This window comes from Duganella sp. GW822-FHT06D06 (genome assembly GCF_058799615.1).
Window position 1 is genome coordinate 185,235 of sequence record NZ_JBXALQ010000011.1, and the last position, 15,702, is coordinate 200,936.

The 15,702-nt window shown below is 62.2% G+C and carries 9 protein-coding genes; 6 read left to right on the forward strand and 3 right to left on the reverse strand.

Annotated elements, in window-relative coordinates; translation table 11 throughout:
* Positions 1-138: 138 nt before the first annotated feature.
* The 3 genes from AC1RMD_RS20540 to AC1RMD_RS20550 all read left to right on the forward strand — a co-directional run bounded on the left by AC1RMD_RS20540 (position 139) and on the right by AC1RMD_RS20550 (position 7,391).
* Positions 139-2,220, forward strand: a complete 2,082-nt coding sequence (locus tag AC1RMD_RS20540; RefSeq protein ID WP_492928850.1) for a carbohydrate-binding protein — start codon at positions 139-141, stop codon at positions 2,218-2,220.
* A gap of 129 nt (positions 2,221-2,349) precedes the next feature.
* Entirely contained in the window at positions 2,350-2,901 is a 552-nt protein-coding gene (locus AC1RMD_RS20545; RefSeq protein ID WP_492928852.1) for a hypothetical protein, read from the forward strand.
* 272 nt (positions 2,902-3,173) lie between these two features.
* Positions 3,174-7,391, forward strand: coding sequence for a DUF4365 domain-containing protein (locus tag AC1RMD_RS20550; RefSeq protein ID WP_492928854.1), 4,218 nt, complete (start codon positions 3,174-3,176; stop codon positions 7,389-7,391).
* 313 nt (positions 7,392-7,704) lie between these two features.
* Here the strand turns inward: AC1RMD_RS20550 and AC1RMD_RS20555 are convergent, their stop codons facing one another.
* From AC1RMD_RS20555 to AC1RMD_RS20565, 3 genes are all read right to left on the reverse strand, one after another.
* The gene (locus tag AC1RMD_RS20555) at positions 7,705-8,139 is read right to left on the reverse strand and encodes a copper chaperone PCu(A)C (protein ID WP_492928856.1); all 435 of its coding nucleotides are present in this window, start codon (positions 8,137-8,139) and stop codon (positions 7,705-7,707) included.
* The gene (locus AC1RMD_RS20560; protein ID WP_492928859.1) at positions 8,136-8,753 is read right to left on the reverse strand and encodes an SCO family protein; all 618 of its coding nucleotides are present in this window, start codon (positions 8,751-8,753) and stop codon (positions 8,136-8,138) included. Before AC1RMD_RS20560 ends, AC1RMD_RS20555 begins: the two co-directional genes overlap by 4 nt.
* Positions 8,754-8,832: 79 nt before the next feature.
* Positions 8,833-9,195, reverse strand: a complete 363-nt coding sequence (locus AC1RMD_RS20565) for a DUF2946 domain-containing protein (RefSeq protein ID WP_492928861.1) — start codon at positions 9,193-9,195, stop codon at positions 8,833-8,835.
* A gap of 172 nt (positions 9,196-9,367) precedes the next feature.
* On the opposite strand from AC1RMD_RS20565, the gene AC1RMD_RS20570 reads away from it, so the two are divergent.
* The 3 genes from AC1RMD_RS20570 (at position 9,368) to AC1RMD_RS20580 (ending at position 15,701) form a co-directional block, all read left to right on the forward strand.
* Positions 9,368-11,626, forward strand: a complete 2,259-nt coding sequence (locus AC1RMD_RS20570; RefSeq protein WP_492928864.1) for a carboxy terminal-processing peptidase — start codon at positions 9,368-9,370, stop codon at positions 11,624-11,626.
* 295 nt (positions 11,627-11,921) lie between these two features.
* Positions 11,922-13,457 (forward strand): catalase, encoded by a 1,536-nt coding sequence (locus AC1RMD_RS20575; RefSeq protein ID WP_492928866.1) that lies wholly within the window; start codon positions 11,922-11,924, stop codon positions 13,455-13,457.
* A gap of 93 nt (positions 13,458-13,550) precedes the next feature.
* Complete coding sequence (locus AC1RMD_RS20580) at positions 13,551-15,701, forward strand: gluconolaconase (protein WP_492928868.1); 2,151 nt, start codon at positions 13,551-13,553, stop codon at positions 15,699-15,701.
* Position 15,702 lies beyond the last annotated feature (1 nt).

The window sequence follows — 15,702 nt, forward strand, 5'->3', positions numbered from 1 at the left end:
CAACAACACATCGGGATTGACCTTCGCGATCATCGTGGTATAGTTTTCATACAAATATGGGAACGTTTCCATTCTACTGTGGAAGCGCTTCCATGTTTTGTACTGCGGTCCTTCATCACAAAAACCAATGGAGACTACATGAAGACGACACTACATCACCGCATCAAATGGTGGTTGGCCCTGGCCGGCTTGGCCGTCGCCGGCGCCGGCTACGCGCAAACCGCCTTGCCGGGCAAGCTGGAGGCGGAGAGCTACACCAGCATGACCGGCGTCGCGCTGGAAGCCACCACCGACACCGGCGGCGGCAGCGACGTCGGCTGGATCGACGCCAACGACAGCATGACTTACTCGGTCAACCCCGGCAGCGCCGGCTGGTACAACGTGCAGTACCGCGTGGCCTCGGCCAGCGGCGGCGGGCAGGTGGTGCTGGCGCAGAACGGCAAGGCCATCGGCGAGACCACCACCTTGCCGAACACCGGCGGCTGGCAGAGCTGGGTCACGGTCAGCTCGCACGTGTTCCTGGCGGCCGGCCCGCAGAGCCTGACGGTGCAGGCGCGCGCCGGCGGCTTCAACCTCAACTGGATCACCTTCACCCCCGAGACCACCGGCGTGACGCTGCCGGCGATACGGCAGAACGGCAAGTACTGGGTCGACAATGCCGGCAACCGCGTCAACCTGCGCGGCGTTAACCTGGGCAACTGGCTGGCGTTGGAAATGTGGATGATGAATACCAACCTGACCAACAACGGCGCCGGCATCGGCGACCAGTGCCACCTGGAGTCGGCGCTGTCCGGCCGCTTCGGCGCGGCGGAAAAGGAGCGGCTGATGTCGGTCTTCCGCGACAGCTGGATCAGCGGCCGCGACTTCGACCTGATGAAGGGCATGGGCATGAACGTGGTGCGCGTGCCTTTCCTGTACAGCCTGGTTGAGGACGAGGCCCGTCCGTACACGCTGCGCGCCGACGCCTGGAAATACCTGGACTACGCCATCAACGAGGCCGAGAAGCGCGGCATGTACGTGATCCTCGACCTGCACGGCGCGGTCGGCGGCCAGGCGGCGGCCAGCGAGCAGCACGACGGCTGCGCCGGCGCGGCGGAAATGTGGACCAATACCAGCTACCGCGACCGCACCAAATGGCTGTGGGACATGATCGCCAGCCGCTACAAGAACCGCAGCTCGGTGGCGGCCTACGACCTGCTCAACGAACCGTGGGGCACCGACGCCACCACGCTGGCCAACTTCTCCTACGAACTGTTCAACGTGGTGCGGGCCAAGGACGCCAATCACGTGATCCTGCTGCCCGGCCACAATTCCGGCATCGACGCCTACGGCAATCCGAACACGCGCGGCCTGAGCAACGTGGCCTTCTGGATGCACTTCTATCCCGGCCTGTGGGGATGGAACGAAGTGCAGGGCGCCACCGCGCAAGCGAATATGCATGCGACCTGGCTGCACTGTAATGCCAGCGGCACCGGCGAAAGCTGCGACTGGAACAACAAGCTGAGCGCGCTGAACACGCCGTTCCTGATCGGCGAGTTCCAGCCGTGGACGCTGACCGGCAGCTACGGCGGCCAGATCACCCGCAAGACCTACGACATCTACAATATGTACGGCTGGGCCGCGACCAACTGGGCGTACAAGACGGTCAGCTACGGCGGCTCGAACGGCGACACCGGTTCATGGGGCTGGGGCATGGTCAGCAACAGCAGCAACGGCGGCGGCTTCGGCGCGCTGGACGTGGGCAGCGCCACCAATGCCGCCATCGAAAGCTACTTCCGCGGCTTCGGCACGCAGGCGCTGGTGCGCAACGAGAGCATCGCCTACTGGATGAACTGGAAGGCCGAAGCGGGCCAGCGCATCGAGGCCGAGATGTTCAGCAACCATAGCGGCATGCGCATGGAAACCACCACCGACACCGGTGGCGGTTTCAACGTCGGCAACATCGACAGCAACGACTGGATGAGCTATCCGATCAATGTGCCGAAGACGGGGTGGTACAACCTGCAATTCCGCGTGGCCAGTCCGAACAACGGCGGCCAGCTGGTGCTGAGCAAGAACGCCACCGACCTGGCCGCGCTGGCGGTGCCCAACACCGGCGGCTGGCAGAACTGGACCACCGTCACCGGCACCGTCTACCTGACGGCGGGCCAACAGGACCTGGCGATCTTCGCCCGCGCCGGCGGCTGGAACATCAACTGGTGGTCGTTGACGGCGCAGTAGCGCTTGCGGCCGGTGCTGCGTCGGCGACGCGGCGCAGCACCGGCGCTCCGTGTTGCCGTTTGCACAAGACATCGCACAACTGTAATGCGCGCAATTGACGTTGTTCCGCCGCCGTGCGACGATGCGGCCATGAGCAGCCTGTTTGAATGTAGTACGCTCGCGCCGGCGTGGTTATGCCATCACCGCGACATTCTGTTGTACCTGGCGCCGTCGCTAGTGCTGGCGCTGCTGATCCGTGCCTTGTCGGCCCGGCATCCCTTCTTTTTCCTGTTCACCGTCGCCGGCACCATCTGCCACGAGCTGGCCCATTTCGTTGCCGGCCTGGTGACGTATGCGCGGCCGGCCGCCTTCACCGTCATTCCGCGGCGGGTCGCGCAGGGCTGGGAGTTGGGATCGGTGCGCTTGACGCGGGTGCGCTGGTACAACGCGGCGCCGTCCGCGCTGGCGCCGTTTGTGGTGGTGTTGCTGCCGTTCGTGGTGGCCTGGTGGCGCACCCGGGCCGGACTGGATTTCCAGTGGATAGACCTGGCGCTGGCGTTTGCCGTGGCGCCGCAGTTCCTGGCCTGCTGGCCGTCGACGGTCGACTGGAAAATCTCCTTGCGCTCCTGGCCCTACCTGCTGATCGCCGGCTTGCTGTGGTGGTCGGTGCCTTACTGGTGGCCGCTGCTGAAATCGATCTGACTGTTGGCGCCGATGTCGAATTGATCCGCTACGCCGACTCTGGCTGACCCAAGTCTTGCCCACGTAAGCCAGGCGGGGGCCACGTTTGCGCAAAGTTTGATGGGTCACCGATTCTCGGCGGCCTGGGTCGATTTGGCATCGGCGCCAACAATGGTGGCAGTATAGAGAATGAAGACGCACAGGAAAAGAGACCTTCAACACATCGGACGTCGCCCCCCCCCCGCAGCGCGCGCCTACGATTACAATGGAGAAAATATATCGGAAAAGATTCAATGTCCAACCTAGGCCGCCTCCCCACTGCCAGCGATGGCAAGACCATCGGTTTCAAGGCCGAGAAATGTTTCGTCGCGCGCTGCCCAGAAGCTTGGCTGGCAAAAAATGTAGATGGCACGGACGACTTCGGGATCGACTATCAGGTGCAGACCCTTCATGACAGCCAAGTGACTGATATGTTTCGCGTGCAGTTGAAGGGCACGACTATCCCCGATCTTAGTGCGGACGGAGCCCATTTTTCGATCCAGCTCAAAGCGGCCACCATTCGATACTACGCGCGCTTCACTGAACCCATTCTTCTAGTTCTCTGTGACCTAAGCGCGGATTCCGTGGCGGTCAACTGCCCGCTGTATCACGTCTGGATTCATGAAGAGCTGCGCCGACTGAACGCACACGGCCTCAGCGACGAGCAGCTTTTCGTCACCCTGCGCGTGCCGAAGGCAAATGCGCTCGACAGCCACACCGACCTGTCCAAAGAGTTGTCGCAATTTAGGGCGTTGGCGAACATCGGTGCTTCTCTAGACATGACGTTGGAGAAGCGCAGTCCAACCATGGCTGCTGGAGAACGGGCGGCGCTGATAGAAAAGCTCCCAGCGGGCTTCTCCACTCGCAGTGCCGCCCTCATGGAATCCCTATCTGAAGAGCCCGCCACTGTATGGCCGGACAGGCCGCCTGGATCAATGGCCTGGTTCTTGTTTGAGGCCGAAAAAGACCTGAATACAGGCGCGTTCATGAGAGCCGCAGAGCGGCTTGGTTCTGCGAGCGCATTGGTGCACAAAGCCGTTCCGTTGGAAGTCGCAGACTATTGGCATCTGAGCGGACGCGAGAGCCTATCTCGGCTTTGTCAAAGCGAGGCCTGCGAGGCTTTTGAGAAGGCCATGGAAGTGGCGCCAGGGCACCCCAAGTATCTGGCCGCTTGGGCAGAGACCAAGTTCAGCGTGGAGGTGTCCGAAGATGGTCACGGTGACGTAGGCGCCATACTAGCCAAATTGACGTCCTCAGAGCCGGCAGTCTTGTCGATCAAGGCCCGTATTCTTGCAACGGAAAAAAGGTTCGACGAGGCGGAAGACGCGTTGTCCACATTCTCAGGCGCAGAGCGGCTCTCAGCCTTGGCCATCATCCACACGATGCGCTCGCAGTTGGCACAGGCCTTGGCGGTCTCCGAAGCCGGCCTCTTGCTGCCTGATCTGAAAGATGGAACGCGCATTCTTTTTCTAATCATCAAGGCGCGCGCGCAGTTCAGCATGGCGATGAACCTTGAGCCGGAGCCGGAAAGCGGAAGACTCCACCTCCCTTTGACAGGCAGGCCCGGCGCGAATTTGAATCTCGTGCACGATGCTTGGAACGGCATGAAGTTAGCTGCCGAAGGACTGAGAGCGAGCGGCTGGCCCGTCAACATTGAATTCTTAGCTGACATTCTTTGCGCCGCCAGCTCAATCCTGGACAAGGAGGAGGAGGCGCTGGCGATCCTGACGGAAGCGGCGGACAAGCGCCCAACCCTTCCGACGCTGCAATCTGCAGTGGAATCTTTGGCTGCCCAGACAGGCGACTTTGATCTGGCCCTGAGTTCCAACGCCATGCAACCGCAAAACGCCACGACGAAGCTTCGCAAGACCGCGATGCTGCACGCAACAAAAAGAGATGCCGAATGCGTGGCGTTTTTCGAGGAAGAGCTTCCAACGCTTAGTCGCGCCGATCCCATGTTTGGGGAAGCGCTCAGTTCCGCCCTCACCTCAGCCGACCGCTTGGTCAGGGCAGATCTGATCGAGGCATGGTTGCCGCTTTTTGAAGAAAGTCCCGAGCTTTTAAACCAGCGCGCGGTATGGAATTACGCGACGGCCATCTCAAAAAACAAAGCCAAGCGTGGCCAAGCCCTCGAGGAACTGTTCGCCAACTTTGAGAGCAAAGGCAGGCCCGTCGCGCTCGCGATCCATTTGTTTCACGCGCTTAATCCTCATCAATTGGCCGAAGCTGAAAGAATCGTCGCCGTCGCTGAGGTTTTGGTGAAAGACAGATTGTTGCCGATGGAGCCACTTCTGCAATTGGGACAAGCCTACACGACGTTGGGGCGATGGAGGGAGCTATTGGCGCTTGCCGAGGATGGCCGTGAGCGTTTCACAGAGAACTCAACATTGACTGCGGTCGCCGCGCTGGCGCTGGACCGCTTGGGCCGCACTGCGGAAGCTCGCGCGCTGCTGTTTCCGCTCATTGAGCAAGGCGTGGCGGAGCCATTCGTCCTCACCGTCCACATCGACATCGCCACCCGATGCGGATTTATGGACGAGGCAATGGCGGTGACGGAGAAGATGCTCGCGCTGTCCAGTGGGAACGACAAGAAGATCGAACATTTGCGGTTGCTTCATCATCTGGTTCGGGCAAAGAATCCCGCGGATCCACGCGCGCACGCCATCGCTTGGCGCATCGGCGAATTGATTGACCCCGACGACGAGATCAATGAGGGCTCATTCCTAATGATGTTCATGACCTCTCCCCATCCAGCGAAACCCGACCCGAAGCAGATCGCTGAGTATCAAGCTCGCCTGAAGCACTACTCTGAAAAATTCCCGGATTCGAAGATACTGCGGGCGGGCTCCTTCGCCGACGACTCTACTCCAGAGGAGATGCTGCAGACGTTGATGAAGTTGGTTGGAGATACGCCCGAAATCATTGAGGAGCGCCGCAAGCAAGAGGAGTCGCTGAGTGAACAAGCGAAGGGGGCGCCATTTTCCTGGCGTCCGCATTTCAACGCAAATTTGGGCAGAGATCTTCCCGCAATATGGGAAGCGTCAAAGATGGCAAAAGGCGGAGAGAAAAGCCTTTTGTTGCAAATGATACCGGGGCAATGGGAACCCTTTCCATTGGAAAAAATGCGGGGTCGAGTTCCATTGATGGACCATCTCTCTTTGTTGGTCGCATACGACCTCGGCCTCATCGACCTGATCTTCAAACTTTTTCCCCAAGTGGCCGTGTCGCAGCGGACCATGCATGAAATCGGCCGACTGGCCGATCCTGTCATGGGCTCGTTCGTTCGAGAAAAATGCCGATCAATACAGGCCGGCCTCCAAAAACACTTCGGACAACTGCTACAGCCAAGGAGCGACACTTCGGATGCGGAAGATGCCGGCATCGCATCCCTCCAAATCGCAACGGAGATCCAGGCGCTGGCTAAGCAACCGCCCCATCTTTTGTATTCCGACGATGCTATTTTTAGAATTTATTGCCAAGGGCATGATGGCGACTTTGAAAGCATCTGTGCCTTGGATATTTTGGCCGCGCTGGAAAGCAACGGAACGCTCACTTCGAGAGAGGTGGCGGAGAAGGTCGGCCAGCTGTGCAACTGGGGAGTCGGAACCGCAGTTCAACAAGGATGGCAGATTGCCAGCTTGCCCGCCGACTTGTCCACCGCAAAGAGCGTGAAGGAAGGCGAAGACATTCTCCACTCGGCGGAGCTTTGCATCTCCATTTTCAATGGCATGTGGGATCGACCTGGCCAGACGTATGGAGAAAGTTTGGCGCACGCCGCGAGTCTGACAGCGACAATGTTAATGGACGACGACCACGACCCGATATCCATCGCCGCTCTGATGGCCATTTGGCACGAGAAAGCCATGCTATCCTCCGATCCACCACCCAACGCGGAGACCTCGATGGCTCTCTTAGCGAGAAATGCTGCGATGTCTCTGCCGCTATCCGGCGATTACGGCTCTATTAGCCGCAAGCTTTGGAAGGTTTATCGGCTGCTGCTGGAACGTTTTCAGCCAGAGAAGGAACATGCGGTTAGGCTGGTCGATGGCCTGATCATGATCGCTTGCGTGGCCATCAACAATGACGTGACGCCTGGGAGCTCTACCCGCCGGTCTATCAAGACATTCTTCTGTGCCGGGCTTGCGGATGGTTCAAACACAAAGCGCGCATTCCAAAAGAGCTGCAAACTATGGCGAGAGAAAGTATTGGGTGCACTCGGAAGAACTCCGATATTCGTCAATGCTTGGGCGCCATCCAACGCATCGAAGCCAGATTATTGGCACCTTTGGGTTAGCCAGAATAGCGAGGCGAGCTTGACTCACGAGGGAATGACTGCCCCCGTATCGCTAAACCTGCCAAGCATGTCGTCGACCAGTGAACATGAAAATGCCAGAGACTATGGCTATCAGAAAAAATTGGCCTTCTCACAGACTTTTATAGAGGCACTGCGTTGGGTGCGGCGAATTCCGTGAAGCGCGCGGACTGCCCAACGTCGAAGCGACTCGCTAGATAGGGACTAGTCGAACCTGCTTTGATGGGAGCGCTGACCCAGGAACCTAGAAACAGCGCCATAATTGCTTGCATCAAACCAAGCGATCTGTTGGCGCCGATGCTGAATTGATCCACTACGCCGACTTTGGTTGACCCAAGTCTTGCCCCCGTAAGCCAGGCGGGGCCTACGTTTGCGCAAAGTTAGATGGGTCACCGATTCTCGGCGGCCTGGGTCACTTCGGCATCGGCGCCAACAGCCGCTGCTGAAGCCGATCTGACGGCCACCGTGCGCGCCTAGTGCTGGTGCGCGCTGTTCAACGGCTTGACGACGGCGTCCACCACCATCTTGCTGCGGACTTTGTTCGCGTCCTCAAACTCCAGCGTCAGCGGAACCTTCGCGCCGTCGGCCAGCGGCTGTTTCAGCTGCATCAGCATCAGGTGATAACCGCCGGGGGCCAGCTTGACGGCCTTGCCGGAAGGCAGCGCCAGGGCGTCGATCTGACGCATGCTCATCATGTCGTTCACCATTTTCATTTCGTGCACTTCGACCGCGCCGGCCGCCGGCGAGCTGGCGCCGACCAGGCGGCTGTCTTTCGCCGAGGTCAGCGTCATGAAGGCGCCGGTGGCTTTTTGCGAGGCCACGGTGCCGCGCACCCAGGCCTCGCTGACGGTGACTTGGGCGAAGGCGGGCAGGGCGGCGAGGAGCAGCAGGTAGATCATGCGTTTCATTGGAATAATCCTTTCAGGAAGCTGGTTTCTTTTTTAGGTTGCATCAGTTTGCGCAGATCGGCTGCGCATTGCTGGGCGGTTTGTTCGTGCTTGAAGGCGAGGCGGATCTTGCCGGCGGCGTCGAGCACGTAGGTGATGGCCGTGTGGTCCATCGTGTACGAGCTGCCGCTGGGGACTTTGCGATAGAAGATCTTGAAGTCCTTGGCCGCCTTGGCGGTTTGCGCCGCGTCGCCGCGCAGGCCGACAAAGGCGGGATCGAAGGCGCGCATGTATTCGGCCAGCAGCGCGGCGGTGTCGCGTTCGGGATCGACGGTGACGAAGACGACTTGCAGCTTGTCGCCATCGGCGCCCAGCAGCTTCTTGATCTCGACCGCGCGCGACAAGGCGGTCGGGCAGACGTCCGGGCATTGCGTGAAGCCGAAGAACAGCAGCACGTATTTGCCTTTGTAGTCTTGCAGCGAGGCGGGCTTGCCGTTGCCGTAGAACAGGCGGAAGTCCGGGCCGATGCTGCTGCCGGTGATGTCGATGCCGGTGTAGGCCGGCGGCGCGGCGTGCGCGGCCAGCGGCAATGCGGCGGCCGCGGCCAGCGCGGTAAGTAGGGTACGGCGTTGCATGGTTAATCCTGTGAGTCGTTGAACAGGCGCACGCCAGCCATCGCCGGTGCGGCGTGGCTGCATGCGGTCTAGCGGGACGTCAGGACAGGGCGGGCGGTGCGCGCGGCTGCGCGCTCGACCAGTTGAACAGCGGGGTGGGGGATTGGTAGTGCAGCGCCGGATAGGCGTCGTGGCCGCTCAGCACGGTGAGCAGGCCGGCCGGCGCTGGCGGCGGCGCGTAGGTGTCGGCATGGGTGGCGCAGAACACGCAGTGCTTGAGCGCGTGCGTGGAAGTGTCGCCCGGCGCCGGCTTGGCCGGCGTGGTGCTGCAAATTTCCAGTACCAGCGGATCGCGCGCCAGCGTCGCCATCGCATGGCCGATCGCCGGGGCGAGCAGGTTCAGCAAAATCGCAATGCAGACGATCAGGCTGTGGCCGCGCCGGTGCTTCAGAAATGTACCCATGCCGGAATTATAGATGAAAGTGCGGCGGGCGCCATTTCAGTCCTGCTTAAGCTTGGGCGGGGACACTGCAAACTCCCAGCGCCGCGGTGCAGCCTATCCTGTAGAATGGAACGGCAGGCAGGAGCACTGCGCGCGACGATTAATTGATAACACTACGTTTCGGAGTAAGCCGATGAAGAAGCAAATACTGTTAGTGGCCGTGTTGGCGGCGCTGTCAGTGCAGGCCGGCGCGGCCGTGCCAGAAAAAGCGGCGGCGGAGACCGTACTCAAACCCCAGCCGGGCCAAGCCCAGGCGGCCGTGTGGGCCTCGCGGGTACTGACCAAACTGCATTACAAATCCACTCCGTTAGACGATGCGATGTCGGAAAAGATCTTCGACCGCTATTTCAAATCGCTGGATTCGGAAAAACTGTTCTTCACCCAGTCCGACATCGACCAGTACGCCATTGTGCGCACCCGGCTGGACGACGCCATCACCGGCGAGAACCTCAGCGTTCCATTTTCCGTCTACAACCAGTACCAGCAACGTTTCAACGAGCGCATCGCCTACGCCCGCGAACTGCTCAAGACCAAGCCCGATTTCTCGCTCGACGAGAGCTATCAGTACGACCGCGAGAAGGCCGACTGGGTCAAGAGCGACGCTGAAATGAAGGAACTGTGGCGCAAGCGCGTCAAGAACGACTGGCTGCGCCTCAAGCTGGCGGGCAAGGACGACAAGGGCATCCGCGACACGCTCGACAAGCGCTACGATAACTACGTCAGCCGTTCGCGCAAGTTGACCAATGAAGACGTGTTCCAGATCTTCATGAACGCCTACGCCATGTCGATCGAGCCGCACACCAACTACCTGGGCCCGCGCGCGTCGGAAAACTTCGACATCGCCATGCGCCTGTCGCTGGAAGGCATCGGTTGCGTGCTGCAAACCCGTGATGAATACACGGTGGTGCGCGAAGTCGTGCCGGGCAGCCCGGCCGGACTGTCGGGCAAGATCAAGGTCGGCGACAAGATCCTCGGCGTGGCCAAGGACGACAACTCGCCGATGACCGAAGTGCTGGGCTGGCGCATCGACGACGTGGTCGCGCTGATCCGCGGCCCGAAAGACTCCACCGTGCGCCTCGACATCCTGCCGGTCGACGCCGGCGTCGACGGCAAGCACGCCACCGTCTCGCTGGTGCGCAAGAAGATCAACATGGAAGAGCAGTCGGCCAAGAAATCCATCCTGGAAGTCAAGGACGGCACGGCCAAGCGCCGCATCGGCGTGATCTCGCTGCCGACCTTCTACCAGGACTTCGAAGCCAGCCGCAAGGGCGACAAGGAATACAAGAGCGCCACCCGCGACGTGGCCCGCCTGCTGGGCGAGCTGAAGAAGGAAAAAGTCGACAACGTGCTGATCGACCTGCGCAACAACGGCGGCGGCTCGCTGTCCGAGGCGGTGCAGTTGACCGGCCTGTTCATCGACAAGGGTCCGGTGGTGCAGCAACGCACCGGCGACAACAAGATCGAAGTCGAAAGCGACAGCAACGCCGGCATGGCCTGGGACGGTCCGCTGGGCGTGCTGATCAACCGTGGTTCGGCCTCGGCCTCCGAGATCTTCGCGGCCGCGATCCAGGATTACGGCCGTGGCGTCATCATCGGCGAGCCGAGCTTCGGCAAGGGGACGGTGCAAACCATCTTCGGCCTGGACCGCTTCGCCCAGAGCGACAAGGTCCACTATGGCGAGCTGAAAATGACCATCGCCCAGTTCTTCCGCATCAACGGCGGCACCACGCAGCTGCGCGGCGTCACGCCCGACATCAAGCTGCCGACCATGGGCGATTCGGACACCTTCGGCGAATCGAGTTACGACAACGCCTTGCCGTGGACCGCGATCAAGCCGGCGCCGTACATCCCGACCGGCGACCTGAAGGACATCCTGCCGCTGCTGGACAAGAAGCATGAGGCGCGCGTGGCCAAGGACAAGGACTTCCAGTACCTGTCCGAGGACATCGCCCTGGTGAAGAAGCAGCGCAAGGACAACCTGATCTCGCTGAACGAAACCGTGCGCCGCAAGGAGCGCGACACCCAGGAGGCGCGTGCCAAGCTGCGCGAGGCGCGTCTGCTGTCGACCACCTTGGGCGCGGACGACCCGGTGCTGCTGCCGGATCCGAAGGATGCGCTGAACAAGGCGATCTCTGCCAAGCCGGCCAACGGCAAGGCGGCGCCATCGCCGAAAGTGGCGGCGGTCAAGGGCGCCTTGCGCACCGATGACGGCCTGCAAGGCGACGAGCGTTCGCTGACGGCGGAGCTGGATGCGGAAAAAGCCGCCAAGGCCGCCAAGGACGTGCTGCTGAATGAAGCGGTGCACATCCTGGCCGACGAAGTGGGTTTCCTGAAGACCGACACCCGCATGGCTTCGCGCGTGCTGCCGTACGCGGTGGACTCCAGCAAATAAGCCGTCGTAGGGAAGGTGGCCCCGTGTAGTTTGCGGGGCCATTTTTTTTGAGTTATTCACGTTGGAAATTACTGCTATTGCCAATATAAATTGGATCTATATGCCGCGATGCAGCATCATTCACCTGTCTCCTCTATTCTCCTCCAAGGAAATAGACTTAGCCCGCTCCCGTAGCGGGCTTTTTTTTGAACGTTGCAATTGAAATGGCTATCGATTTGATAGTATTAATTAAGTATACCAATGACTTCGCCGGGAATATAGTGATTAAACCTCAACTGTTCCAGGAGACACCAGAATGTATTCCTATCAAACCCCGGCCCGCATCTTGTTGCTGGCCTTGCCTTTGGTCGCCGGCGCCGCCGTCGCCGGCACCGGCACCACGCTGACACGCGACAACGGCGCCCCGGTCGGCGACAACCAGAACTCCCAAACAGCCGGTCCCAATGGCCCGGTACTGCTGCAGGATGTGCAACTGATCCAGAAGCTGCAACGCTTCGACCGCGAACGGGCGCCGGAGCGGGTGGTGCATGCGCGCGGCACCGGCGCCTATGGCGTGTTCGTGGCCGAGCAGGATCTGTCCGCGCTGACCCGCGCCGCCGTGTTCCGGCCGGGCACGCAGACGCCGGTGTTCGTGCGCTTCTCCAGCGTCATCCACGGCAACCACTCGCCGGAAACGCTGCGCGATCCGCGCGGCTTCGGCACCAAGTTCTACACCAGCGAGGGCAACTGGGATTTGGTCGGCAACAACCTGCCGGTGTTCTTCATCCGCGACGCCATCAAGTTCCCGGACATGGTGCATTCGCTCAAGCCTTCGCCCGACAGCAATCTGCAGGACCCGAACCGTTTCTTCGATTTCTTCTCGCACCAGCCGGAAGCGACCCATATGCTGACGCGCGTGTATTCGGACTTCGGCACCCCGGCCAGCTACCGCGAAATGGACGGCAACAGCGTGCACGCGTATAAATTCGTCAACAACCAGGGCCAGGTCCATTACGTCAAATTCCACTGGAAGAGCCTGCAAGGCCAGAAGACGCTGAGCGCCAAGGAAGCGACGGCCATCCAGGCCACCGATTTCAACCACATGACTCGCGACCTGATCGGCGCCATCCAGCAAGGCAAGTTCCCGCGCTGGGAGCTGTACATCCAGACGCTGACGCCGGTGCAACTGGCGGCGCTGGAGTTCGACGGGCTGGACGCGACCAAGACCTGGCCGGGCGTACCTGAAGTCAAGGTGGGCAGCATGACGCTGAACAAGAGCCCGGACAATGTGTTCCTGGAAACCGAGCAGTCGGCGCTGGCGCCGTCCAACCTGGTGCCCGGCATCGAGGCCTCCGAAGACCGCTTGCTGCAAGGCCGCATGTTCTCGTATGCCGATACCCAGTTGCATCGGATCGGCGCCAACGGCCTGCAATTGCCGGTCAACCGTCCGCGCAATGTGGCCGCCAACTACAACCAGGATGGCGCGCAGAACGGCGGCAACCGCAAAGGCGGCGTCAACTACCAGCCGAGCGAACACGCGGACCTGGCCGACGATGTGCAATACAAGTCCAGCCAACTGCCGTTGAGCGGCGCCACCCAGCAAGCCCGCATCGCCAGGACGCAAAACTTCAGGCAGGCCGGGGAGTTCTATCGGTCGCTGAACCCGCAGCAGCAGGCCAACCTGGTCGCCAACCTGGCCGGCGACCTGGGGCAGGTGAAGGATGAGAGCGTGAAGTACGCCATGCTGTCCTACTTCCAGAAGGCCGATGCCGGCTACGGCCGCGCGCTGGCCGCCGCCTTGCGGGCCGACGGCGCCCGTGTGGTCCAACTGGCGGGCCAGTTGCGCGACTGAAGCAGCGCTCGCAGCCGCGCAGCTTCCCGGTAGCCGCCGCCCCGAAGATCGGTTAAGATATTTTCTTTCGATCAACGTTTAGGCTTGCGCAGCGTGACTCCTACCCAATTCAAGTTAATCGCCGCCGCCCTGGCCCTGGGGGGCGCATTGGGTGGGGGCGGGGCGGCCTACATCCTGACCCATCGGCCGGGCACTGACGCCGACGCCGAAGTGGCGCGGCCGTCGGCCTTGAAGGGCACGCAGCCGCACTGGAGCGCGCGCGTCACCTCGATCGCCGGCGACGGCATGCCGGGCGCGAACAACGGGCGCGGCCGCAGCAGCCGTTTCGCCGATCCGTTCGGGGTGGCGATCGACGGCGCCGGCAACCTGTACGTGGCCGACGGCGGCGACAACAACAGCATCCGCAAGATCGCCCTGGACGGCAGCACCACCACCCTGGCCGGCGCGGTCGAGGGCTATGCGGAAGGGGCGGGCAAGGCGGCCGCCTTCCACACCCCGTCCGGCCTGGCGATCGACGCCGCCGGCAATCTGTACGTGGCCGACACCGGCAACAACGCCATCCGCAAGGTCACGCCCGAGGGCGTGGTCAGCACGCTGGCCGGCGACGGCCTGCCGGGCGACAAGGACGGCCGTGGCGCGGCGGCCCAGTTCAACGGCCCGACCGGCGTCGCGGTGGACGCGGCCGGCGTGGTCTACGTGGCCGACACCTACAACGACCGCATCCGCCGCATCGCCGCCAACGGCGAAGTCACCACCGTCGCCGGCGGTGGCCGCCCGGGCGATGTCGACGGCGCCGGCGCGCAAGCATTGTTCAACACCCCCACCGGCCTGGCGCTCAGCGCCGCCGGCGAGCTGTACATCGCCGACACCGGCAACCACGCGATCCGCAAGCTGGCCAAGGATGGCAACGTCAGCACCGTGGTCCAGGCCAAGGACGGCGAGCGCGCGCCGCTGCTGCAATCCCCGGTCGGACTGGCGATGACGGCGGACGGTTTCCTCTACGTCAGCAGCAACGCCCACGGCCGCCTGGCGCAGGTCACCCCGGCCGGCGACGTGCTGACGCTGGAAGACGCCGACCGCCCGCCGCAGCCGGGCTACGGCGCCGACGGCAGCGTGCGCTTCTACGCGCCGCGCGGCCTCGCGCTGGCCAGGGACGGTTCGCTGTTCGTCACCGACGCCGCCACCTTCCGCCTGCACCACGTGGCGCTGGCGTTGGCCGGACAGGCGGCCGCGCCGGTGGAACCGCTGGCCGGCGCGCCGTCCCACGGCGCCACGATGCTGTGGCCGGTCAAGCCGCAGCACAAGCCGCACGAAGTGGTCGGCCTGATGGGCGAGGTGCGCGGCAACTTCGACGGCGAAAGCCGCGACCATTTCCATTCCGGGCTGGACGTGCAGGCCGCCATCGGCACGCCGGTGCTGGCCGTCACCGCCGGCAAGATCAGCGATCCGGGCGCCAGCTGGGGCTATGGCGAACTGTCGGAAGGCGTGGTGCTCGATGGCCTGCAATACATCCACATGCGGGTGGGACGCGGCGCCAACGACAAGCCGCTCGACCCGCGCTTCCAGTTGTTGAAGGATGAAAAAGGCGTGCCGTCTGCCGTGCGCGTCAAGCGCGGCACGCGTTTCCTGGTGGGCGAAACGCTGGGCACGGTCAACCGCATGGCGCATGTGCACCTGGACTACAAACCGAACGGCGACGCCCTCAATCCGCTGACGCTGCCCTTCATCGACCTGGAAGACACCATCGCGCCGCAGATCCAGGCTATCGCGCTGGCCGACAGCAGCGGCAAGCTGCTCAAGGAAAAGGCCGGCGGCCGCCTGCTGGTCCCGCGCGCCTTGGGCGAGGTGCAGATCGTGGTCGACGCCTTCGACCAGATGAACGGCAACCAGGCACGCCGCCGCCTGGGCGTGTACAAGCTGGGCTATCAGTTGCTGAACACCGACGGCGAAATTATCCCCGGCATGGAAGAGCCATTGATCACCCAGCTCTACGACCGTCTGCCGCGCAACCGCGACGCGGTCAAGCTGGCCTATGCCGCCACCAGCGGCATCACGGTTCACGGCGCGGCGGAGACGCGTTTTTCCTACGCCATCAACAACACGCTCATCCACGGCAAGCTGACGCCGGGTGGCTGGAAAGTCGGCGCCCTCGGCCCTGGTAACTACACGCTGCGCATCACGGCCGAGGACTATGCCGGCAACGCCGCCAGCAAAGGGCGCGATCTGTTGATCACCGTCGACTGAA

Excerpts from the sequence above, each read along its gene's own strand:
- AC1RMD_RS20575 (WP_492928866.1), top strand. The coding sequence starts at position 11,922 with ATGTATTCCTATCAAACCCCGGCCCGCATCTTGTTGCTGGCCTTGCCT.
- AC1RMD_RS20550 (WP_492928854.1), top strand. The coding sequence starts at position 3,174 with ATGTCCAACCTAGGCCGCCTCCCCACTGCCAGCGATGGCAAGACCATC.
- AC1RMD_RS20540 (WP_492928850.1), top strand. The coding sequence starts at position 139 with ATGAAGACGACACTACATCACCGCATCAAATGGTGGTTGGCCCTGGCC.
- AC1RMD_RS20560 (WP_492928859.1), bottom strand. The coding sequence starts at position 8,753 with ATGCAACGCCGTACCCTACTTACCGCGCTGGCCGCGGCCGCCGCATTG.
- AC1RMD_RS20545 (WP_492928852.1), top strand. The coding sequence starts at position 2,350 with ATGAGCAGCCTGTTTGAATGTAGTACGCTCGCGCCGGCGTGGTTATGC.
- AC1RMD_RS20570 (WP_492928864.1), top strand. The coding sequence starts at position 9,368 with ATGAAGAAGCAAATACTGTTAGTGGCCGTGTTGGCGGCGCTGTCAGTG.
- AC1RMD_RS20565 (WP_492928861.1), bottom strand. The coding sequence starts at position 9,195 with ATGGGTACATTTCTGAAGCACCGGCGCGGCCACAGCCTGATCGTCTGC.
- AC1RMD_RS20555 (WP_492928856.1), bottom strand. The coding sequence starts at position 8,139 with ATGAAACGCATGATCTACCTGCTGCTCCTCGCCGCCCTGCCCGCCTTC.